We start from the raw sequence: 22,392 nt of genomic DNA, 5'->3' as shown, positions 1-22,392 counted from the left end.
GGCACCTGCCCCCTCCCGCCGACCGGATCACGGCTTGGCCGCGCGCTTCGCCGCCGCGCCGCCGTCGCCCAGATTGGCGCGCGCCCAGCGCGCCTCGTCGATGACATAGTGGCGGATCGCCTGCGCCTGCTCCGGTGTCATCACCCGCGCGAAGCTGACCATCCCGCGGTCCTTCAGCGCGCCGTCGATCAGGATCGACTTCCACGTCTCCGCGTCGGACAGCACGGGCGCGTTCTGCAGGTTGGGCAGCACTCCGCCGCCCATCGCGCTGGCGCCGTGGCACACCTGGCAGTAACGGCCGAACAGCAATTTGCCCTGCGCCACCTGCTCGGGCGGCGCCTTCTCATCGGGCAGCGGCACCGGCGCGGCGGGTGTCGCCCCCGGCGACGGCGGCAACACCGCCTTGCCGCCCAGCGCGAACACCAGCAGCCGCGGATTATTGGGCACGTCGCGCGCCTTGCCGATCGCATAGCCGATCGACAGCGGCAGCGCGCCGCCGCGCCCGGCCAGCACCGCGACATATTGCTTGCCCTTGACCATATAGGTCGCCGCGCCCGCCATGATCCCGGTGCCCGCCGGGAAAGCGAATAGCTGCTTGCCGGTATCGGCGGCATAGGCACGGAATTCGCCCAGCGACGTGCCTTGGAACACCAGATTGCCCGCGGTCGCCATCGTCCCGCCGTTCCATGACGTCGGGTAATCGACCTTCCACCGCGGCTTGTTGGCGACCGGATCCCACGCCACCAGCGATCCGGTGGCGCTGGCGATCGCGCCCTTCACCGCGGCGGCATCGCGCGGGTACATGGCATTGCCCAGGTCCTGCCCGACGTTGAACCCGATGGGCTTGCGCTGGTCGAGCGGCGAAGACGGGTTGAGATAGGCCGCGCCCACCGTCTGAGCGGGGATGTACGCCAGCCCGGTCTGCGGCGAAAAGGCCATGGGCTGCCAGTTGTGCGCCGCGATCGCCGAAGGCACCGCCAGGAACGGCTTGCCGGTGCGATAGTAACGCGACGCCGGATTCTCGATCGGACGCCCGGTCTTCAGATCGTATCCGCTTGCCCAGTTGACGCCGGGAATGAACTGCCCGGCGTTGATGAGCCGCCCGTTGGTGCGATCGACGACATAGAAGAAGCCGTTCTTCGGCGCCTGCATCAGCACCTTGCGCGGCTGCCCCCCGATCGTCAGCGTCGCCAGCACGATCGGCTGGGTGGCGGTGAAGTCCCAGGTTTCGGCCGGAGTCTCCTGATAATGCCACAGATATTGCCCGGTTTCCGGCTTCAGCGCGACGATCGAGGACAGGAACAGATTGTCCCCCTGCCCTTCGCTGCGCAGCCCGTGGTTCCATGGGCTGCCGTTGCCGACGCCCAGGTACAGCTGGTCCAGTTCCGCATCATAGACGATCGAATCCCACACCGTCCCGCCGCCACCGGACTGTTTCCACTGGCCGTTCGCGGACCAGGTCGGCGCCACCTTCGCCATCGCCGCGTCGGATGCGGCGCCGTCCTTCGCCCCCGTGGGGTTGGGGACGGTGTAGAAGCGCCATTTCTGCGCGCCCGTCGCCACGTCATAGGCGGTGACATAGCCGCGCACGCCGAACTCCGCGCCGCCATTGCCGATCAGCACCATGTCCTTCACCACGCGCGGCGCGCCAGTGATCGTATAGGGCTTGCCGTTGTCGGTGGTCTGCACCGACCAATTGGGGGTGCCGGTTTCGGCGTTGAGCGCGATCAGCCGCCCATCCAGCGTGCCGACGAACAACTGCCCCTTCCACGCCGCCACGCCGCGATTGACGACGTCGCAGCACGCCTGCACGCCCTTCTGCGGATCGACCTTCGGGTCATATTCCCACAATTTCGCGCCGGTGGCCGCGTCATAGGCAAACACCTTCGACCACGGGCCGGTGACGAACAGCTTGCCATCGACCACCACCGGGGTCGCCTCCTGCCCGCGCGCATCGGGCATATCGGCATACCACGCCAGCCCCAGCTGGCCGACATTGCCGGCGTTGACCTGTTTCAGCGGGGAAAAGCGCTGTTCCTGGTAATTGAACCCGGTCATCGCCCAGTCGCTGCCGTCGCCGCCGGTGGTCAGCAGCGCGGCATCCACCTTCCCCACGCCGCTGGTCGCGGCGGCGGCCGGCGCCCCGGCCTCTCGCTGGCCGCTGCCGCAGCCCGCCAGGATCGTCATGGCCAGCAGCGGCCCCACGCATCTGCGCATCCTCATCCTCTCCCCATGCGCCGTCGTTGCGGTCGCCTGATGAGACTGACTTAGATCGCCGGCGAAGGGAAGGGCTTTGGGAGCCCCATGCGCTAGTATCTCCCGCCGCGGCGATGATAGACCTGCGGCCATGGCGCACGGTCATCATCATCACGGGCACTCCCATGGACACGGGCACGGGCACGGGCACGGGCATTCGCACGGCCACGACCACGCGCATCATCCCCCGCCCGAACGCTGGGACCGCGCCTTCGCGATCGGCATCGCGCTCAACCTGGTCTATGTCGTGGCAGAGGGGGTGGCCGGCTTCGTGCTGGGATCGGTCGCGCTGCTGGCCGACGCGGGGCACAACCTGTCCGACGTGCTGGGGCTGGCAATCGCCTGGGGCGGTGCGGCGCTGGCGCGCAGCGCGCCGTCGAAGCGGTTCACGTACGGGCTGAAGGGATCGACGATCCTGGCGGCGCTGGCCAATGCGCTGCTGCTGCTCGTGGCGATCGGCGCGATCGCGATGGAGGCGATCCAGCGGCTGGGCGATCCCGCGCCGGTACGGGGGCTGGACGTCGCGCTGGTCGCGGGCCTCGGCATCGCGGTCAACGCCGTCACCGCGTGGCTGTTCGCGCGCGGACGCAAGGGCGACGTCAACATCCGCGGGGCGTATCTACACATGCTGTCCGACGCGGTGGTCTCTGCCGGAGTGGTCGCAGCGGGCATCGCGATCTGGGCGACCGGGGCGGCATGGCTGGACCCGATGGTCAGCCTGGTGATCGCGGCGCTGATCTTCTGGCAGACCTGGGGGCTGCTGCGCGAAACGGTGGAGATGGCGCTGGCGGCGGTGCCGCGCGGCATCGACTATGACGGCGTGCACGACGCGCTGGCGGCGCTGCCGGGTGTTACCGCCGTCCATGATCTGCACATCTGGCCGATGTCAACGACCGAGCCGGGGATGACCGCGCACCTGCTGATCCCCGGCGGGCATCCGGGCGATGCGTTCCTGGGCGAAACGCAGGAAATGCTCCACCGCCGCTTCGGCATCGGCCATGCCACGATCCAGATCGAGACCGGCGATCATGACGCCGACTGCAAGCTGGCCGATCCGGCGCGGGTATAACCGCGCCCGGTCAGTAGGCGCGGGCGACCGCGAACTCCACCGCCTCGACCATCGCATCCTTCGCCGCGCCGTCTTCGAACGCCGCCAGCGCGTCGATCGCCTGCTGCCCGTAGTGGCGCGCGCGAGCGAACGTGTCCTCGACCGCGCGCGTGCGGCGGACCAGATCGACGGCGTGCGCGAAATCGGTATCGCCCGACCGGCGCCCCTCCACCGCATCGCGCCAGAACAGGCGGTCCTCCTCGTCCCCGCGGGCATAGGCCAGGATCACCGGCAGGGTCATCTTGCCTTCGCGGAAATCGTCGCCGGCATCCTTGCCCATCGTGCCCGCGTCGCTGGTATAGTCGATCGCATCGTCGACCAGCTGGAACGCCACGCCCAGGTTGCGGCCATAGGCGTCGAGCGGCGCCTCGTCCGCGGGACGGTCCGCCACCACCGCCGCGACCCGGCACGCCGCCGCGAACAGCGCCGCTGTCTTCGCGCCGATGATGTCGAGATAGCGTTCCTCGGCCAGGTCGACGCGCCGGACGGCGGTCAGCTGGTTCACCTCGCCCTCCGCGATGACCGCCGAGGCGTTCGACAATATCTCCAGCGCGCGCAGGCTGCCACCCTCGACCATCAGCTCGAACGAGCGCGAGAACAGGAAATCGCCGACCAGCACGCTGGCGGGATTGCCCCAGATGATGTTGGCGGTACGCCGCCCGCGGCGCAGGTCCGATCCGTCGACCACGTCGTCGTGGAGCAGGGTGGCAGTATGGATGAATTCCACCGCCGCGGCGAGCAGGTGGTGGCGATCGCCGTCATAGCCCAGCAGCCGCGCGCTGGCGAGCGTCAGCATCGGGCGCAGCCGCTTTCCCCCGCCGGCAATCAGGTGCCCCGCCAGTTCGGGAATCAGCGGGATCTCGGACCGCATCCGGTCCACGATCACGTCATTGACCGAATCCATATCGCGCGCGACCAACCCGATCATCGGGTCGAGCGAGGGCGCGTGGCCGGCGAAGCGGTGAAGGGTGACGCTCATCTGCCCTGCCCTTACGGTCGAGGCGGCGCGCAAGGCAAGCGCGGGCTTGCCCATCTCCGCCGGTCGCCGCATGGAAGCGCCCGTTGGCCGATGACGGGGAAGAGGCGCGGATGACGGACGAGGTGCTGAAACGGTACCGCAAGAGCATCGACAATATCGATGCCGCGCTGGTGTGCCTGCTGGCGGAACGGTTCAAGGTGACGCAGGCGGTTGGCGCGTACAAGGCGACCGCCAACCTGCCCCCCGCAGATCCGGGGCGTGAGGAAGCACAGATCGCCCGGCTGCGCGCACTGAGCGAGGAAGCCGAGCTGGACCCGGAATTCTCCGAGAAATTCCTGCGCTTCATTATCGACGAGGTGATTCGCCACCACGAAGCGGCGGCGCGGGGATAGCGCCCGGTCGTTCGATGGTCTGGCGGACATTGGTGCCCTACCCACGTCTTCAGACCTCTGCGCGATTCGCTCGGCCCGCCTTGCAATACGCGTCACCCCGGACCTGTTCCGGGGTCCACCGATCCGCAATATCATAACCTTATGGGTTTGCGGCACAGTGGATGCCGGACAGGTCCGGCATGACGGCTCAAGGCGTCAGCGACGCCCCCTACCGCGGCAGGCGTGCGATCACCGCGTCATACTCGCGCATCGTCTCCTCGAAGATCTGCGCAACCGGCGTGACCGAATCGATCCGCCCCGCGACCTGCCCGGTCAGCGCGACGCCAGCCTCCAGGTCGCCGCCGAAATAGACCGCCTGCGTGTCCGCGAACTCAGCAAAGATGCCGCCGGGGGCACCCTCCTTCTCGATCCGCGTCGTGCGCTCGGTGCGCAGCGCGCGCAGGGCCGGGCCGGGCCCGGCGCGGTTCAGGAACACCGTGTCGGTCGCGTCAGCGGACAGGATCGCCTGTTTCCAGTTGTGGTGCACCGGGCATTCGGTGGCGGTCAGCATCCGCGTGCCCATCACCACGCCCTCCGCGCCCAGCGCGAAGGCGGCGGCCATGCTGCGCCCGTCGACGATCCCGCCGGCCGCGACCACCGGCACGTCGACCGCGGCGACCACCTGCGGCACCAGCACCATCGTCGACACGTCCTTGGCGTTCTTGAACCCGCCGCCCTCGCCGCCCTCCACGATCAGCCCGTCGACGCCCGCCTCGACCGCGCGCAGCGCACCCGCCAGGTTGGGGACGACGTGGAAGACGGTCAGTCCCGCATCCTTGAGCATCGCGGTATATTTCATCGGATCGCCGGCGGAGGTGGTGACGAACCGCACCCCCTGGTCGATCACGAACTGCACGATCGACGGATCGCGCACGAACGCCTGCGCCACGTTCACCCCGAACGGCTTGTCGGTCAGCGCGCGCATCCTGACGATCTCGGCGCGCACCGCGTCCAGTTCTCCGGACGATGTCTCGATGATCCCCATCCCCCCCGCGTTCGACACCGCGGAGGACAGCTGCGACCGGGCGATCCAGCCCATCGCCGCCTGGATGATCGGCTTTTCGATGCCCAGCATCTCGGTCACGCGCGTCTTCATGCGAACAGCTCCTTCAGGAAATCGCGCATCGCCTGCCAGCTGCGGCGGTCGGCGCGCGGTTCATAGGCGACACCGGGCATCGTCGAATCGCGACGGCTTTCGTCGGTGAAGGCGTGCCCGGCATGGCCATAGGCGTGCAGCTGCCAGTCGGCGCGCGCCGCGGTCAGCTCCTGTGCCAGCGCCACCGTCACCTCGGGCGGGCCGAGCGGATCGTCCCAGCCGTGACAGACCAGCAGCTTCATCGCGATCGGATCGACACTGGCATAGTCCGGCCGGTCGTAGACACCGTGGAAGCTGACGCCGCCCAGCGTGTCCAGCCCGGCGCGCGCCATGTCGAGCACGCACTTGCCGCCGAAGCAGAAACCGACCGCCGCGGTCTTGCCGGCATCGACCTCCCCCTGCCCCTTCAGCGTGGCGAGGCTGGCGGCCAGCCGGTCGCGCAGCAGCGCGCGGTCGGCGTTCAGCTCGTTCATGTAGCGCGCCATGTCCGGCCCCGGCTGCGCGCGCCGCCCCTGGCCGAACACGTCGCAGGCCAGCGCGGCATAGCCGAGCGCGGCGAGATCCTCGGCCTTGCGATTGTCGGCTTCCTTCTGCCCCAGAACGTTGGGAATCACCAGGATGCCGGGTCGCGGCGCGCTGTCGGCGTCGTCCCAGGCGAACACGCCCTCGAACGGGCCGCCCGGCCCGTCATATACGATCGTGCGGCGCTGTACCGTCACTCGTCCTCTCCCGCCCGCCTGCGCGGCTTGTCTGCGCGTGCTCTTTCGCTAGACGGGGCGACGAAGGGGGGCAAGCGAATGCAGGTACGTATCGACGATCCGCACAACCCCGCAGTGGCGCCGCTGCTGGCGGAGCATGTCGCGGACCAGCATGGCAATACGCCGGCCGGCTTCGCCTTCGCGCTGGGTGCGGAGGGTCTTTCCGCGCCCGACGTCACCTTCTTCTCGGTCTGGGACAGTGGGACGCTGGCCGGGATCGGCGCGCTGAAACAGCTCGACGCCGCCAGCGGTGAGGTAAAGTCGATGCGCAGCACCGCCGCCGCGCGCGGGCGCGGCGCGGGCCATGCCGCGCTCACCCACATCATCGCCACCGCCCGCGCGCGCGGCTACACGCGCCTGTTCCTCGAAACCGGCACCACACCCGCCTATGACGCGGCGCTGGCGCTGTACCGGCGCGCCGGCTTCGTTCCCTGCGCACCGTTCGGCGATTACGCCGCCAGCCCGCACAACCAGTTCTTCACGCTCGACCTAGGGGAAAATTGATGCCCACGCTCGTCCTGATCCGCCACGGCCAGTCCGCCTGGAACCTCGAAAACCGCTTCACCGGCTGGTGGGACGTCGACGTCACCGAAAAGGGCGCGGCCGAGGCACGTGCCGCGGGCGAGCTGATGGCGGCGAAGGGGCTGGACTTCGACCAGACCTTCACCAGCCTGCAGACGCGGGCGATCAAGACGCTGAACCTTGCGCTGGAGGCGATGGGGCGGCTGTGGCTGCCGGTCGAGAAGGACTGGCGCCTCAACGAACGGCACTACGGCGGACTGACCGGGCTGGACAAGGCGCAGACCGCGGCGAAGCATGGCGACGAACAGGTGCACATCTGGCGCCGCAGCTTCGACGTGCCGCCGCCCCCGATCGAGGCGGGCAGCGAGTTCGACCTGTCGGGCGACCGCCGCTACGCCGGGATCGCGGTCCCCGCCACGGAAAGCCTGAAGGACACGATCGCGCGCGTGCTGCCCTATTGGGAAGGACGCATCGCCCCCGCGCTGAAGGACGGGCAGCGCGTGCTGATCTCCGCGCACGGCAATTCGCTGCGCGCGCTGGTGAAGCATCTGTCGCACATCTCCGACGACGAGATCACCGGGCTGGAAATCCCCACCGGCCAGCCGATCGTCTACGAACTGGACGCGCAGCTGAACGCGACCGACCGCTATTACCTGAACGAGCGGTAATCCGCGGCGGCTGCGCCTACCCGGCCATCGGCAGGCGCAGCCGCACCAGCAGCCCGCCCAGATCCTCGCTCTCCTCCAGCGTGACCGTTCCGTCGTAGATTTCCGCGACGTCGCGCACGATCGCGAGGCCCAGGCCCGTGCCCGGCTTGCCGGTGTCGAGCCGCACCCCGCGGTCGAAGATGCGGATACGATCCGCCTCGGGGATGCCCATGCCGTCGTCCTCGACCATGATCTCGACGAAGCCGGCCTGCGCCGCAACGGTCACGAACACGCTGCCGCCGCCGTATTTGGCGGCATTCTCGACCAGATTGCCCATGATCTCGTCCAGATCCTGCCGCTCGATATGCGCGACCAGATCCTTCGGCCCGTCCATGTCGACGCGAACATGCGGGTACAGGCGACGGACCGCGCGCTCGACCGATTCGACGCTGGGCCACACCTGCGCGCGGCTGTGCGCGGAGCCACGCCGGCCGACCGCGCGTGCGCGTGCCAGATGGTGGTCGACCTGCCGCCGCATCGTCCGCGCCTCGCGCACCACGGTATCGGCCAGATCGTCCGACTGCGCGGTGGCGGCGTTCATGATGACGGTCAGCGGGGTCTTGAGCGCATGGGCCAGGTTTCCGGCATGGCGGCGCGCCTCCTCGGCCTGCGTTTCGTTGTGCGCGACCAGCGCGTTCAGTTCCTCGACCAGCGGCAGCACTTCCAGCGGCATGTCGCCGGCGATCTGGTTCGAACGGCCAGCGCGCATTTTCGCGATCTCCAGCCGCACCTTGCGCAGCGGCCACAGGCCGTAGAAGGTCTGGAGCGCGGCCAGGATGATGAGGCCGACGCCCAGCAGCACGAAGCTGCGCACCAGCGTCCGCCGCAATATCGTGATCTGCGCATCCAGCGCCTCGCGGCTGGCCGCCACCTGGAACCGCCATCGCACCGGCGATCCCGGCAGCTTCACGTCGCGCTCGACGATGCGCAGCTTCTCGTCGCCGAACTGCTTGCTGTCGTAGATGTGGACGCCTCGGTCGTCGTGCTGCACGCCATAGGCGATCTGCCGGTCCCACAGCGAGCGCGAGGGGAACACCTCATGCCCCGGCGCGGAAACCTGCCAGTAGAGGCCAGAATACGGCTCCAGGAACCGCTGGTCGGCGGGTTCGCGGTTGAACGTCACCTCCCCTGCGGTGTCGATCTCGGCGGACACCAGCAGCGAGCGCAGCACATATTCCAGCTGGTCGTCGGCATTGGTCGTCACCGCCGCCACCAGCACGCGGTCGAGCGCGAACCCGCCCGCGCCCAGCAGGACGGAGATCCACAGCGCCGCGATCAGGATCATGCGCCGCGACAGCGAGCCGCGCGCGCGCAGCCCCAGCGGCTCGATCGCGCCCGAATCGGTCACGGCGTCAGGCGTCCGGATCTTCCAGGCTGTAGCCAAGCCCGCGGATGGTGGTGATGACGTCCTGACCCAGCTTCTTGCGGATGCGCGTCACGAAAACCTCGATCGTGTTCGAATCGCGATCGAAATCCTGATCGTAGATATGCTCGATCAACTCGGTGCGGCTCACCACCTTGCCCTTGTGATGGAGCAGGTAGCTAAGCAATTTATACTCCTGCGCGGTCAGCTTCACCGGCTCGCCCGCGCGGGTGACCTTGCCCGATCGCGTGTCCAGCCGCACGTCGCCCGCGGTCAGTTCGGACGAGGCATTGCCCGATGCACGGCGGATCAGCGCGCGCAGCCGGGCGATCAGCTCCTCGGTCTGGAACGGCTTGGCGACGTAATCGTCGGCGCCCGCGTCCAGTCCGGCGACCTTGTCGGACCAGCTGTCGCGCGCGGTCAGCACCAGCACGGGGGTCGTCTTCCCTTCCTTGCGCCAGCGGTCGAGCACGGTCAGCCCGTCGATCTCCGGCAGGCCGAGGTCGAGGACGATCGCATCGTAGTTCTCGGTCGAACCGAGGAAATGCCCCTCCTCGCCATCGGTGGCCAGGTCGATGGCGTAGCCGGCGCCCTCCAGCGTGGATTTCAGCTGCTGGCCGAGGTTCGGCTCGTCCTCGACGATGAGCACGCGCATGTGGGTCTCCCTGTTCCTGATATCGTCAATGGCCGGTACGGCCGATCACCTGCCCGGTCCGCCCGTCCACGTCGACCCAGATGACGCTGCCGTCGCGCAGGAACTTGAGCGTGTACACCCCGCTCGGCATCTCCAGATCGACGCCGATATATTGCGCGCCCTTCATCGTCGGCACGACGCGGCGCTCGATCTCCGGCAGTGGCAGGATGCGGCCGTCGCGCGTCGCCTGCCGCGCGGCCAGCCCGTCGTGCGCCTGTTCGCCGGGCACGGCCAGCGCAGGCGCGGCAAGCACCGGGAGCAGGACGGCCGGGCCGGTCGAAAGGAGGCGAAGCAGCATTCTCACCTTTGCTGGCATAGCGGGAAGGGATTGAACAGCCTGTGAATGGCGGTGTCAGCCGCCGGCAACCTGACCATGCAACTTGCCGCCACCGACCCGGTTCCCTAGGTGCGCGCCATGGCTGCACCGATATTGGCATATGAGGATCTGGGGCTGGTCCAGGGCGCGGGCTGGCTGTTCCGCCACCTCGACCTGTTCGTCGGCGCGCGCGACCGGCTGGCGCTGATCGGGCGCAACGGCGCGGGCAAATCGACGCTGCTGAAGCTGATCGCCGGCGCGATCGACGCCGATGAGGGGCGGCGCACGATCGTGCCCGGCACCAAGGTGGTGATGCTGGAGCAGGACCCCGACGTCGCCGGCTTCGCCACGCTGGAGGAATATGTGCTGAACGGCGCGGGTGCGCCCGCCGCCTATGAGGCCGCGGCGATCGCCGACCAGCTGGGCATCGACCTGTCGCGGGAGGCGGCGACCGCGTCGGGGGGGGAGCGGCGCCGCGCGGCGATCGTCCGCGCGCTGGCGATGGACCCGGACGTGCTGCTGCTGGACGAGCCGACCAACCACCTCGACATCGCCGCGATCGAATGGCTGGAGGACTGGCTGAAGCGGTTCACCGGCGCGTTCGTGGTCATCAGCCACGACCGCACCTTCCTGACGCGGCTGACGCGCCAGACCCTGTGGCTTGACCGCGGGCTGCTGCGCCGCGCCGAGGTCGGCTTCGGCGGGTTCGATGCCTGGACCGAGCAGGTCTATGCCGAGGAGGAGCGCAATGCCGCGCGGCTCGATGCCAAGCTGAAGATCGAGGAGCATTGGCTGCAACGCGGCGTCACCGGGCGGCGACGGCGCAACCAGGGGCGGCTGGCCAAGCTGAAGGAGATGCGCGCCACGCGCGCCGCGATGATCGGGCCGCAGGGCGCCGCCGCGTTGCAGGTCGCCGCGGACGACGTGAAGACCAAGGTGGTGATCGACGTCGAGCATGTCACGAAGAGCTACGGCGATCGCACGATCATCCGCGACCTGACGTTGCGCGTCGCGCGCGGCGACCGGATCGGCATCGTCGGGCGCAACGGCGCAGGCAAGACGACGCTGCTGCGCCTGCTGACCGGAGAGCTGGCGCCGGACAGCGGCACGGTGAAGCGCGCCAGGACGCTGGACGGGATCGTCATCGACCAGCAGCGCAGCCTGATGGCGCCGCAGAAGACGGTGCGCGACGTGCTGGCCGACGGCGGCGAGTGGATCGACGTACTGGGCACGCGCAAGCACCTGCACGGCTATCTCAAGGAATTTCTGTTCGATCCGTCGCTGGCGGAGGCGAAGGTGGGAACGCTGTCCGGCGGCGAACGCTCGCGGCTGCTGCTGGCGCGGGAGTTCGCGCGCGAATCGAACCTGCTGGTGCTGGACGAGCCGACCAACGACCTCGACCTCGAAACGCTCGATTTGTTGCAGGAGGTGATCGCCGATTACGGCGGCACCGTGCTGATCGTCAGCCACGATCGCGACTTCCTCGATCGCACCGTGACGGTGACGCTCGGCCTCGACGGGTCGGGGACGGTCGATGTCGTCGCGGGCGGTTACGAGGATTGGGAGGCCAAGCGCCAGCGTCGCCCGGACGCGCGCAGGCCCGCGGCGACGAAGCCGACCGCCGCGCCCCCGCCCGCCGCCCCGACGCGCGTCAAGCTGAGCTTCAAGGACCAGCGCGACTACGACCTGCTGCCCGCGCGGATCGAGGCGATCGACCGCGACGTCGCCGCGCGCGAGGAACGGCTGGCCGACCCCGCGCTCTACACCCGCGATCCGGCGGCGTTCGACCGGCTGACGAAGGAAATCGCCGCGCTGCGCGACGAGAAGGACACGGCGGAGATGCGCTGGCTGGAACTGGCCGAACGGGTCGAGGGAGCGGGCTGACCCCGCCCCGCCCCAGCCTTGCCGCGCCCGCCACTCTTCCCCCCCGCCGGCCGCGTCGCGATTGTCATCATGCCGCAACCGCCGTTCGCCACAGCCGATACGTCCAGGGGGGCTTATGGCGGGCGCGACACCCACGACGATCGAATGGCTGGCGACGCACATCCTGCCGCACGAGGCGGGGGTGCGGCGGTGGCTGATTGCGGGCGGCGCCTCCCCTGACGAGGCGGACGACCTGATTCATGACGCCTACTGCCGGCTCGGCGAGCTGTCCTCGGTCGACCATATCGACGCGCCGCGCGCCTATTTCGTGCGCATCGTCCAGAACCTGCGCCGCGAATCGTTCCGCCGGCAGAAGGTGGTGCGGTTCGACATGCTGACGGAAACGCACGCGTCGTCCATCATTGACGAGCGCGCGGATCCCGAACGCGCCGCGGATGCCCGGCGGCAATTGTCGATGGTCGCCGCGGTGCTGGCGGGGTTGCCCGCGCGCTGCCGGGAGATTTTCCGGTTGCGGCGGGTGGAAGGTCTCTCGCAAAGGGAGATCGCGCAACGGATGGGCGTCAGCGAAGGTGTGGTCGAGAATGATGCGGCAAAGGCGGTCCGTCATCTCATGTCGGCGATGCGCGCCGATGGTGAGACGCTAGCCGGTGGAACGGCCACCCGCCGACGCGCGTGACGAACGCGATGCCCGCGCCGCCGAATGGGCGGCGCAGCTGGCGACCGGCCCCTTGCCGGCGGCGCGTGAGGCGGAACTGCGCGCCTGGCTCGACACCGATACGCGCCATCGCGGTGCGCTGATCCGCGCGCAGGCGGCGCTCGCCGCGCTGGCGCAGTCGCCGGCGCAGGCGGTCGCGGCGGCGCCGCCGCGCCGCACGCTCGGCCGCCGCGCGCTGCTGGCCGGGGGGGCGGCCTGCGCGCTGGCGGGGCTGGGGCTGGCGCTGCGCCCCGCCCCATCGCTGGCCACCGGCATCGGCGAGATCCGCCAGACCCCGCTCGACGACGGGTCCAGCGTCGTGCTGGACACCGCCACCTGCGTCACGCCGCGCTTCTCCGCCGCCGCGCGCGACATCCGGCTGGATCGCGGGCGCGCGCTGTTCCGCGTCGCGCACGATCCCGCGCGCCCGTTCGTCGTCGAGGCGGCGGGCATCCGCATCCGCGCGGTCGGGACCGCCTTCTCGGTCGCGCAGGACGACGACGTCGAGGTGCTGGTGACCGAGGGCGTGGTGGAGGTGACCGGCGCGCTGCGCCCCGCCCGGCTGCGCGCGGGCGAGCGCGGGCGCTTTCGTGTCGGCGATGCGGCAGCGACCGACCTTTTGTCGGCGGATGCGATGGCGCGCGCGCTCGACTGGCGCGACGGCCGGCTGGAATTGCAGGGACAGACGCTGGCCAGCGCGGTGGCCGCGATCAACCGCTACAACCGCCGCCCGATCGTCGTCGCCGACGCCGCGCTGGCGCGGCAGCCGCTGCACGGCGCGTTCCGCAACGACGATCCCGAAGGGTTCGCGCGCACCGTCGCGCTGGCGCTCGGCACCCGATCGCGCGTCGAAAACGACCGGATCGTCATCGGGCGATAAGGAAACCGCGCCGTCGATCGTCCTTGCCGGCGAAGGGGCGATCGCGCCCCGGCAAGGGGGCAAGATGCACAACCACTGGTTTCTCGGCGCCGCGACCGCGGCGCTCATGACGACGGCCGCGCCGGCCACGGCGCAGGTCGCGAATGTCGACATCCCGGCGCAGCCGGCCGCCGAGGCGGTCGCCACGCTGGCGCGGCAGGCGCACGTCCAGATCCTGGTGTCCGACACCGTCGCGCAGGGCCGCCGCGCCCAGCCGGTGCGCGGGCGCATGACGGTGACGCAGGCGCTCGACCGGATGCTCGCCGGGTCGGGGCTGGTCGCGCGCGCCGCGGGCACCGGCACCTGGGTGGTGGTGCGCGATGACGCCGCCGCGACCGTGCCGGCCGCCGACGCCGCGCCGGACACCGCCGATCACGGCACCGCCAGCGACATCGTCGTGACGGCGCAGCGGACCGCCGAGCCGCTGGCCAAGGTGCCGTCGAGCGTCGTCGCGCTGTCGCGTACCCGCATGGACCAGCTGGGCGTGCGCGACTTCGCCGATATCGCGCAGCTGACGCCGGGCGTACGCCTGCGCCCCGAGATCAACCAGATCGCGATTCGCGGCCTGTCCTCCAATGCCGGCGCGGCGACGACCGGCGTGTATCTGGACGAAACGCCGATCCAGGTGCGCACCTTCGGCGAAGGCGCGGCGGCGGCGCTGCCGCTGGTGTTCGACCTCGACCGGGTGGAGGTATTGCGCGGGCCGCAGGGCACGCTGTTCGGCGCCGGATCGATGGGCGGGACGGTGCGCTACATCACCCCGCAGCCGTCGCTGACGCAGACCGATGTCTACGCGCGCGGCGAACTGGCGTTCACGCAGGGCGGCGCGCCGACCTGGGAAGCGGGAGCGGCGGTCGGCGTGCCGATCGTCGAAGGGCTGGCGGGGCTGCGCATCGCCACCGACTATCGCCGCGCCGGCGGCTGGGTCGACCGGTACAATCCCGACACGAATGCGCTGGTCGAGCGCAACGCCAATCACACGATGATCGCCAGCACGCGCGCGGCGCTGCGCGTCGAACCCGCGCCGGGGCTGTCGATCACTCCGGCGGTCTATTTCCAGCGGCGCGAGCGGGCAGACACCGACCAATATTGGGAATCGCGCTCCGATCCCGCGCAGCACCGCTACGTCAACGCCAATCCGGTGCCGCTCGCCAACCGCGACCGCTTCGTCCTGCCCAGCCTGGCGTTGCATTACGACGGCGCGGGCTTTTCGGTGACGTCGAACACCGCGTGGTTCGATCGCCACCAGACGCGCTATTACGACAACACGCTCTACAATTTCGCGGGGTATGAGGATTTCGCGGGCCAGTTGCTGACCGCCAATGGCCCCAATTACGCGATCCTGCCGCGCGGGCTGCACTCCGACGGCGTGGTGCGCAACACTCAGGCCAATTTCTCGCAGGAAGTGCGCGTCCAGTCGGCGAACCCGGCCGCGCGGGTGCAATGGCTGGTCGGCGGCTTCTATTCGAACAACCGCCAGCGCAACGTCGAAACGCTGATCGAACCGTCGCTGGAACAGTTCTTCCGCGCGATCTACGGCATCGGCGTGGTCGACACGCTGGGCATCCCGCTGCTGCCCGGCGGGATCAGCTACAGCGGCGATCGCCTGGAGCGCGAGCGGCAGGTCGCGGCGTTCGGCAACATCAACGTCGAGCCGATCGACGGCCTCCATGCGCAGGCGGGCATCCGCTGGTCGCAGATCCGGCTGGATAACGACAATGTCTTCACCGGCCCGTATATCGGCACGGCGCCGCGACGCGACGCGGGCCGCACGCGCGAACGCCCGGTCACCCCGCGCTTCGTGCTCAGCTACGACGGGGTACGCGACGTCAATTTCTACGCCAGCGTCGCCAAGGGCTATCGCGCCGGCGGGATCAACGCGCCGATCGGGCAACGCTGCCTGGCGCAACTGGCGGCGGCGGGGCGGCCGGTGCCGGATATCCCCTACACTTCGGACAGCGCCTGGTCCTACGAAGTCGGCGCGAAGGGGCGGCTGAAGGGGCTCAGCTTCGATGCCAGCGCGTTCCGCATCGACTGGTCGAACATCCAGCAGCGCGTGACGCTGGATCCGTGCGCGGTCACCTATACCGTCAATTCGGGGCAGGTCCGGTCGGAAGGGTTCGACCTGGCGGTCACCGCGCGCCCGGTGCAGGGCGTCACGCTCGACCTGTCGGTCGGCTATGTCGACGCGCGCTTCACGCAGCGGGTGTACGTCAACCGCGGCGCCACCTCCGGCGCGTTCGGCACCGACGCGGGCAATGCGCTGTTCCAAGCGGGCACCCCGTGGCAGGTGGTGGCGGGCGGCCGCTACGATTTCGACCTGGGTGGGCATGAGGCGTTCGTGCGCGGCAATTACGAGTTCAGCAGCCGCAACTTCCGCGAACGCTCCAGCCTCGATCCCGACACCGCCTTCTACAATCCGATCCTGGGCGACCGGCCGCCGACGCATTACGTGCGGATGCGCACCGGCATCACGTTCGACCAGGTGGAGGCGCAAGTGTTCGTCGACAATCTGTTCGACGCGCATCCCGCGCTGGAGCGGTTCAATTATGGCGGCCGCTCGCCGTTCTTCGTCAACAACAGCTTCCGCCCGCGCACCGTCGGGCTGACGCTGCTCTATCGCCAGCGGCCGTAACGTCGCCGCCGCCGCACCGCCGCGACCGGCGGCGGTGCGGCGGCGCGCGCCTATTTCGGCGTTTCGCGTTCGTACCGCGGCCAGTCCGCCAGCAGCGTATCGACCACCTTCGATCCGACGAGGTACAGGCTCTCCAGCGCGGCGGTCATGCCGGTATAGCCCTCGTTCTCGCGCAGCAGGTTGTCGGCGGCGGTGACGCCCGGCGGCGGCTGGTCGTAATTACTGCCCGCGCGCAGCACCATCACGCGGTCGCGGTCGGCGCGGCCGATCCGGTCCAGGTAATCGATCGCCTGGATCGTCCCCGTCTCCTCCATCGCGGAGGTGACATACTCGCCCTGCCCCTTCGTCCAGTAATGCGTCCAGTCGTTGGCCCAGCCGCTCAGCAGCGCGCCGTGCCAGAAGGTCATCGCCGCCAGCTGGTCGCCCTTCAGCACGAACGGCGCGCGCTGCGCATTGGGAAAGCCGGTGTAGCGCCGCCGCTCCGCCGCGATGCCGGGATCGTCGGGCAGCGTCATGTCGCGGGTCAGCGCATAGGCCCAGTCGCGCAAGCCCGCGTTCAGTTCGAACACCTCGCCCGATGGCGTCGGCGGCGGCGCAGGATCGTTGGGGCCGCGCCGGCCGCGCGGGAAATAGCCGGTCTTCCAGTCCTTCGGCATCTCGCGCGCGTCGATCTCATGCGCCAGATCGCCGTCGATCAGATAGCGCGCCCAGGCCGCCGACCCGATCGAGGCATCCTTGGGGTCGATCCCCGCGATGCCCGCCACCAGCCAATAGGCGCGCGACAGGTCCAGCCGCTGGTCCAGCCCCAGCGCCATGATCGCGGTCGCCGACTTGATCGATCCGACACCGGTCACCACCGACAGGATTTGGCTGTCGGGATTGTAGTACAGGTCGTGATAGCCCTGCGGGAACGGGATGCGCATCGTCAGGTGCCGGCGTTCCTTCCACAGCTGGAACTCGCCCGGCGCATCGCCGCTGTCCGCCCCGATCTCGAACATCGTCACGACGACGACGCGCACAGGCAACGGCGTGGCGCATGTCGCGCCCGGCGCGCAGTCGAGCGCCGCGGGCGTCGCCGCGACCACCGCGGCGGGGAGCATGCCCCCCGCCAGCATGAGGACGGCGGCGACGGCGCGGCGCACCCCGATCATCAGAACTTGTACACCAGCGAGCCCTGAACGCTGCGCGGGCGTTCGGGCAGGACGATCGTGCCGCCGAACAATTCGGTGAAGTTGGCGCGGAAATACTGCTTGTTCGTCACGTTCTTCACCACCACCCGGAACAGCCAGTTGTTGACCGTGTACGACGCGCCCAGATCGACCAGCGCATAGGCCGGCAGGCGCACCTTCTGCGACTGGCCGGAGAACACCGAGTCGACGCTCACCAGGCTGCCGGTCAGCGCGATGCCATTGTCGAACGAATAGCTGCCGGTCAGCGAATACAGGTTCTTCGGGATACCCTGCCGCCGCGACGCCTCGCGGTCGGGAATCGGCACCAGCCCGACCGGCTGCCCGCCCAGATACAGCGCCGGATTGCGCACGTTCACCAGATCCTCGATCCCGAAGAAGCTGAACAGCGATCCGGTTTCCAGCCCGGTCAGGTTGTAGACGTTGACGTGCGTATAGCCCGCCGACAGCAGCAGGTGCCGGTCGACCGCCCAGCGCGCCTCCGCCTCCACGCCGCGGGTTTCCACCGCCTGATTGGTGACGATCGCCTGCGCGTTGAAGTCGGTGCGCTTCTGTTTGTACACCGACACCGCGGCATACAGCTTGTCGTCCAGCAGGCTGGCCTTCACGCCGCCTTCGTACAGGCGCGACGCGCTGAACCAGTTGCCGCTGGCGACCCCGCCCGGCGCGATCTCCGCGCCCTGCCCGGCGATCAGCGTCGTCTGCTGCGCCGCGGTGGCATAGGGGATCAGCCCGAACGGCAGCTTGTACGATGCGCTGGCGGTCCACGACCAGCCGCCCTTGGTGCCGCGCGCGCTTTCCGGCGTACCGCCCTGGATCTTGGTCGGATCGTTGCGCGACACCGCGGTCACGCTGTCGTACCGCCCGCCCAGCGTCAGATCGAGGCCGAAGTTGAAGTCGAGGTCGGCCAGCGCCGCGATTGCGTAATTGGTGTAATGGCCAAGGACGTAATCGGTATAGTCCCGGCCCGATTCCGTCGCCAGCAACCGGTCCGACAGCGCAGTATACCCCTGCGTCAGGTCAACGCGGTGGAAGTATTCGTAGGTGAAGTCCTCACCATGCTTGAAGCTGGTGTAGCGGATCGACGGCGACAGCTGGAACGAGAATTTGCCCGCGCTGGTGGTGAACGCCTTCGATACGACGATCTTGTCCTCGATCACCCAGGAATCGTGGAATTGTGCGAATCCGTAGGTGTTCTCGTTCATGTTGTAATAGCCGTCGTAGAACAGCTGGTTCTTCACCTCCAGGTCGTTACCGGGGTTGAAGATGATGTCGAAATATCCCGTCTTCGCCTTGTTATCCAGCCGGTCGTTGCGCCCGGTCAGGACGTCGCGGCGGCTGAGCTTGGCGGTGCCGACATTGGTCAGCGCCAGATAGGGATAGCTCTGCTGGAAGCACGCGTCGGTGAAGGACGCGGCGAACGGCGACGGCGCGCTCACCGTGCCGGCCGCGCACCCGAACGTGCCGAACGGCGAGAACGCGCCGCGGGCGTCGAATTCGGCCGGCGAGATCTGCCCGTCGCCATTGGTGTCCAGCGGCTGCGCGCTGCCGGTGATGTAATTGCCGTTGTCGACCAGATCCTGCGTCAGCCGGTTCCAACCGCCGTTCTGCTGGCCCTTGAAATTATGGTACATGCCGCCGAATTCGATGCGGACGGTGTCGGTCACGTCATTGTCGAACGCGGCCTGCAGGATCGTCTGGCGCGTCGACATGTTGCGGTAATAGCTGCCCGAATCCTCGATCTCGGCATACAGGCTGTAACCGAATTCGGCCTTGCCGATCTTCGCCGGCCCGCGCAGGTTCGCGCTCAGGACGTTCCGGTCCCAGCTACCGCCGGTATAGGTGATCTCGCCCGCCGGCCGGTCCATCAGCGCCCCGCCCTTCACGCGCGCGGACTTCGGCACGAAGTTCATGTAGCCGCCGGTCTTCGACGGGCCGTAGATCGGCGAGGCGGGGCCTCGCACGATGTCGATCCGGTCCGACGCGCCGATCGGTGTCGGATAGTTGCCGGGGTTGTCGAGGCGGCGGACGCCGCGGAAATAGACCTCGCCCGGGGTGCCGCGAATGTCGAGCGCGCCGCCGACGCCGAAGAAGGAATTGGTGAAGGTCCCGGGCGCCTGCGCGACCAGATCGTAGATGTCGGTGATGCCGAACCGCTCGATCTGCTCCTTGCTGATCGTCGAGGCGGAGCGCGGCGTTTCGACCAGCGTCTTGTCGAACCCGAAGATCGAGCCGACGCCGTCGACCGGCAGCGCGTTGAGCGACCCGTTGACGACGATATCCTCGCCCGCCGGCTCCTCGCTGGCCTTCTCCTGCGCCTGCGCCTGCGCCACGCCCGTCATCGCCGAACACGACAACAGCCCGGCGATCGCGATCGACCAGCCACGCCCGCGCCGACCGCGCGCCATCCCCAATGCAATGCGATTCATGCTCTCACCCCCTGTGGCGGGCGACGCGCGACATCGCGTGCCCGGCCGTGTCCGACCCCGCCTCTCCCGCGTGACGATGTTATCGTTGTCGTCGGCAAGGACAGGAAGGATCGCCGGCCGCTACCGGTCGCGGCAGCCCCCGCCGCGCCGTTCGCCATGTGCCGGACGGTGCCCCCTTGCCCCGCCATGGTTGACGTAAGGCGGGATAACATTGCAATCAAACGCAATGAATTTCACGCATCGTTGCAAAAATTAGAGCGCCTATCATGCCCGCATTCTCGCGTTTCCTGCGCTATTTCCTCGCCGTGGGCCGCCTCGGCTCGATTCGCCGCGCGGCGGATGAACTCAACGTCTCCGCCTCGGCGATCGACCGGCAGATCCTGAACGTGGAGGCGGATCTGGGCATGCCGCTGTTCGAACGGCTGCCGACCGGGCTGCGGCTGACCGCCGCGGGGGAGATCATGATGGCGGCGGGCGGCCGCTGGCAGAAGAACATGGCCGACGTGCGCGCGCAGATGGAGGATCTGCGCGGGCTGAAGCGCGGGCATGTCGACATCGCGGTGATCGACGCGCTGGCCAAGGGGCATGTCCCCGCCGCGATCCAGTCGATCCAGACGCGCTATCCCGGCATCACCATCGGGGTGAAGGTGCTGAAGAACGATGCGGTGCGCGAGGCGATCGTGCGCGGCGAGGTGGACATGGGCATCCTGTTCGAACCCGAATCCTATCGCGATCTTCAGGTCCGCGCCTTCGTGGAGGTCGTGCTGGGGTTCCTGACGCCCAAGGGCCATCCGTTCGGCGACCGACGCGAGGTGCGCTTTTCGGCGTGCGACGGATCGCCGGTGATCCTGCCCGCCCGCCCATTGGCGGTGTGCGAACAGGTGGAGGTGCTCGCCGGCACCACCGGGATCGAGCTGCAACGCCGCGTCGAATCGGACAATATCCAGATGATCATCTCGCTTGTGCAACAGGGGCTGGGCATCGGCGTGCTCACCTCGCTGGACGTGATGACGGAGGTGCGCCGCGGGCTGCTGTCGTTCACCCGCATTGTCGATCCGGTGCTGCGCCCGATGACGCTGGCGCTGTGCACGGCCAGTTCGCGCACGCCGTCGCACGCCGCGGGAATGGTGCTGGGCGAGATCGAGGCCGGGTTCGCGCAACTCGCCTATCCCGCGTCACTGGGGGGATAGACGGGCAGACGTCGCAACCAGAACGTCGCCCCAGCGCAGGCTGGGGCCTTTCGCCATCGGCCGCGCACCCAGGGCGAGAGATCCCAGCTTTCGCTGGGATGACGTCAAATTCCCGCGCGGCTCACCGCCCCAGCCGCCCCACTTCGCGTTCGATCAACGCCTCCAGCCGCGCCGGGTCGATCGCCCGCACCACGGCGGCGGGCTGCTCGCCCAGCCCGGGGCGATACGCCGCATGCCACGACAGCAGGTCGCCGTAATTCGGGCCGAACATCGTGTCGTAGTCGACATACAATCGCTCCCGCGCGGTTACCACGCCGGGGTCGAGCCATACCGCGGCGGCGATTTCGTCCCACATCGGAAAGCCCGGCTCCATCCGCGCGACGAACCGCGCCACCTCCGGCGTCGCCGCCACGGCCAGCCGGTCGCGCAACGCGCGCGTGAGCTGCGTCGCGGTCGACGGATCGACCGGCACGACCGTGATCGCGCGCCACGGGCTGCGCGACACGATGCTGGCGGCCTCGGGGTCGAAGCGGATGTTGAACTCGCGCCGCGGCGTGTTGACGAACTCGCGCGCGAAATCGCGCGCCGACCGGTCGTCGCGCACCCGCTGCGGGTTCAGGCTGCCGCCCATATAGACCAGCTCGCGCGCCAGCCCGGCAAAGGCCGGGTCGAGGCGCTGCGCCAGCGCCAGGTTGGTCATCGGGCCGCCCTCGATGATCGTCACCTCGCCGGGGTAGCGGCGCACCATGCGGATCAGGAAGTTGGCCGCGATCTCGTCCGCCGGCTTCGTCGTGGGGTTGCCCCAGGGCAGGTCGACCGGATCGTCGGGGCGGCGATAGGGCGGCGTGCTCTGCACCGTGGGTTCGGCCCATGCCTTCATCCACGCGCCCTTCCACGTCAGCTTCCCGTACAGCGCCTCCCACCGCTCGGTCGCCGCCTCGCTGTTGACCAGCGGATAAGTGGCGCCCGGCACCACCGGCACGTCGCGACGCCCGACGATCTCCAGCCCGCGCAGCGCCTGCGCGGTGGCGCGGTTGACCCATACGTTGCCCGATACGGTGGTGATGCCCAGCACCTCCACATCCGGATCGGCCAGCAACATCATGTGCATCAGGCCGAAGCCTTCGTCGTCGATGATGACCTTGCGCTTCGCCTCGGCCGGCACCGCCGCCAGCAGCATCAGCAGCGCCGCGATCCAGCGTATCGTCATGGCGCCCCCACTCC

19 protein-coding genes are annotated in these 22,392 nt (G+C 69.0%); 9 read left to right on the top strand and 10 right to left on the bottom strand.

Annotated elements, in window-relative coordinates:
* Positions 1 to 27 precede the first annotated feature (27 nt).
* On the bottom strand, positions 28 to 2,223 hold the full coding sequence (locus COA17_RS12640; protein WP_096612909.1) for a PQQ-dependent dehydrogenase, methanol/ethanol family: 2,196 nt from the start codon (positions 2,221 to 2,223) through the stop codon (positions 28 to 30).
* 124 nt (positions 2,224 to 2,347) lie between these two features.
* Here COA17_RS12640 and COA17_RS12635 point away from each other — a divergent pair, with 124 nt between their 5' ends.
* Complete coding sequence (locus tag COA17_RS12635) at positions 2,348 to 3,325, top strand: cation diffusion facilitator family transporter (protein WP_096612907.1); 978 nt, start codon at positions 2,348 to 2,350, stop codon at positions 3,323 to 3,325.
* Positions 3,326 to 3,335: 10 nt separating this feature from the next.
* On the opposite strand, the gene COA17_RS12630 is transcribed toward COA17_RS12635, so the two are convergent.
* Positions 3,336 to 4,343 (bottom strand): polyprenyl synthetase family protein, encoded by a 1,008-nt coding sequence (locus tag COA17_RS12630; RefSeq protein WP_066485500.1) that lies wholly within the window; start codon positions 4,341 to 4,343, stop codon positions 3,336 to 3,338.
* Positions 4,344 to 4,453: 110 nt separating this feature from the next.
* On the opposite strand from COA17_RS12630, the gene COA17_RS12625 reads away from it, so the two are divergent.
* Positions 4,454 to 4,735, top strand: a complete 282-nt coding sequence (locus tag COA17_RS12625) for a chorismate mutase (protein WP_066485510.1) — start codon at positions 4,454 to 4,456, stop codon at positions 4,733 to 4,735.
* 208 nt (positions 4,736 to 4,943) lie between these two features.
* On the opposite strand, the gene COA17_RS12620 is transcribed toward COA17_RS12625, so the two are convergent.
* Together COA17_RS12620 and COA17_RS12615 are read right to left on the bottom strand one after the other, a co-directional pair.
* Positions 4,944 to 5,870 (bottom strand): NAD(P)H-dependent flavin oxidoreductase, encoded by a 927-nt coding sequence (locus COA17_RS12620; RefSeq protein ID WP_096612905.1) that lies wholly within the window; start codon positions 5,868 to 5,870, stop codon positions 4,944 to 4,946.
* Positions 5,867 to 6,589, bottom strand: a complete 723-nt coding sequence (locus tag COA17_RS12615; protein WP_096612903.1) for a dienelactone hydrolase family protein — start codon at positions 6,587 to 6,589, stop codon at positions 5,867 to 5,869. The genes COA17_RS12620 and COA17_RS12615 overlap by 4 nt, the downstream gene beginning before the upstream one ends.
* Positions 6,590 to 6,667: 78 nt before the next feature.
* Between COA17_RS12615 and COA17_RS12610 the strand changes: the two genes are divergently transcribed.
* Together COA17_RS12610 and gpmA are read left to right on the top strand one after the other, a co-directional pair.
* Positions 6,668 to 7,132 carry a GNAT family N-acetyltransferase gene (locus tag COA17_RS12610; protein WP_096612901.1) on the top strand — a complete coding sequence of 155 codons (465 nt, stop codon included), beginning with the start codon at positions 6,668 to 6,670 and terminating at the stop codon, positions 7,130 to 7,132.
* A complete protein-coding gene (gene gpmA, locus COA17_RS12605; protein ID WP_070321920.1) occupies positions 7,132 to 7,818 on the top strand; it encodes a 2,3-diphosphoglycerate-dependent phosphoglycerate mutase in 687 nt (228 codons plus the stop codon). Before COA17_RS12610 ends, gpmA begins: the two co-directional genes overlap by 1 nt.
* Positions 7,819 to 7,834: 16 nt before the next feature.
* Here the strand turns inward: gpmA and COA17_RS12600 are convergent, their stop codons facing one another.
* The 3 genes from COA17_RS12600 to COA17_RS12590 all read right to left on the bottom strand — a co-directional run bounded on the left by COA17_RS12600 (position 7,835) and on the right by COA17_RS12590 (position 10,212).
* Positions 7,835 to 9,142, bottom strand: coding sequence for a sensor histidine kinase (locus COA17_RS12600; RefSeq protein ID WP_066484633.1), 1,308 nt, complete (start codon positions 9,140 to 9,142; stop codon positions 7,835 to 7,837).
* A 67-nt stretch (positions 9,143 to 9,209) separates the two neighbouring features.
* Positions 9,210 to 9,875, bottom strand: a complete 666-nt coding sequence (locus tag COA17_RS12595) for a response regulator transcription factor (protein WP_066484631.1) — start codon at positions 9,873 to 9,875, stop codon at positions 9,210 to 9,212.
* Between the two features lie 25 nt (positions 9,876 to 9,900).
* Positions 9,901 to 10,212 carry a hypothetical protein gene (locus COA17_RS12590; RefSeq protein WP_096612899.1) on the bottom strand — a complete coding sequence of 104 codons (312 nt, stop codon included), beginning with the start codon at positions 10,210 to 10,212 and terminating at the stop codon, positions 9,901 to 9,903.
* Positions 10,213 to 10,329: 117 nt separating this feature from the next.
* Here COA17_RS12590 and COA17_RS12585 point away from each other — a divergent pair, with 117 nt between their 5' ends.
* The 4 genes from COA17_RS12585 (at position 10,330) to COA17_RS12570 (ending at position 16,362) form a co-directional block, all read left to right on the top strand.
* A complete protein-coding gene (locus COA17_RS12585) occupies positions 10,330 to 12,114 on the top strand; it encodes an ABC-F family ATP-binding cassette domain-containing protein (protein WP_096612897.1) in 1,785 nt (594 codons plus the stop codon).
* A 115-nt stretch (positions 12,115 to 12,229) separates the two neighbouring features.
* Entirely contained in the window at positions 12,230 to 12,790 is a 561-nt protein-coding gene (locus COA17_RS12580; RefSeq protein WP_245857792.1) for an RNA polymerase sigma factor, read from the top strand.
* Positions 12,762 to 13,688 carry a FecR family protein gene (locus COA17_RS12575; protein ID WP_096612895.1) on the top strand — a complete coding sequence of 309 codons (927 nt, stop codon included), beginning with the start codon at positions 12,762 to 12,764 and terminating at the stop codon, positions 13,686 to 13,688. The genes COA17_RS12580 and COA17_RS12575 overlap by 29 nt, the downstream gene beginning before the upstream one ends.
* 64 nt (positions 13,689 to 13,752) lie before the next feature.
* The gene (locus COA17_RS12570; RefSeq protein WP_096612893.1) at positions 13,753 to 16,362 is read left to right on the top strand and encodes a TonB-dependent receptor; all 2,610 of its coding nucleotides are present in this window, start codon (positions 13,753 to 13,755) and stop codon (positions 16,360 to 16,362) included.
* Between the two features lie 50 nt (positions 16,363 to 16,412).
* Here the strand turns inward: COA17_RS12570 and COA17_RS12565 are convergent, their stop codons facing one another.
* A complete protein-coding gene (locus COA17_RS12565; RefSeq protein ID WP_096612891.1) occupies positions 16,413 to 17,513 on the bottom strand; it encodes a purine nucleoside permease in 1,101 nt (366 codons plus the stop codon).
* Positions 17,513 to 19,978: a TonB-dependent siderophore receptor gene (locus COA17_RS12560; protein ID WP_096612889.1), complete on the bottom strand. Its 2,466-nt coding sequence runs from the start codon at positions 19,976 to 19,978 to the stop codon at positions 17,513 to 17,515. Before COA17_RS12560 ends, COA17_RS12565 begins: the two co-directional genes overlap by 1 nt.
* 266 nt (positions 19,979 to 20,244) lie before the next feature.
* On the opposite strand from COA17_RS12560, the gene COA17_RS12555 reads away from it, so the two are divergent.
* Positions 20,245 to 21,168, top strand: coding sequence for a LysR family transcriptional regulator (locus COA17_RS12555; protein ID WP_066490896.1), 924 nt, complete (start codon positions 20,245 to 20,247; stop codon positions 21,166 to 21,168).
* A gap of 121 nt (positions 21,169 to 21,289) precedes the next feature.
* Here the strand turns inward: COA17_RS12555 and COA17_RS12550 are convergent, their stop codons facing one another.
* On the bottom strand, positions 21,290 to 22,378 hold the full coding sequence (locus COA17_RS12550) for a nucleoside hydrolase (RefSeq protein WP_096612887.1): 1,089 nt from the start codon (positions 22,376 to 22,378) through the stop codon (positions 21,290 to 21,292).
* Positions 22,379 to 22,392: the final 14 nt, after the last annotated feature.

It is taken from the genome of Sphingomonas ginsenosidimutans (assembly GCF_002374835.1).
Classification (GTDB): Bacteria; Pseudomonadota; Alphaproteobacteria; order Sphingomonadales; family Sphingomonadaceae; genus Sphingomonas; species Sphingomonas ginsenosidimutans.
The sequence above is the reverse complement of the archived record's forward strand: the minus strand, read 5'-3'. Positions and strand labels throughout refer to the sequence as shown.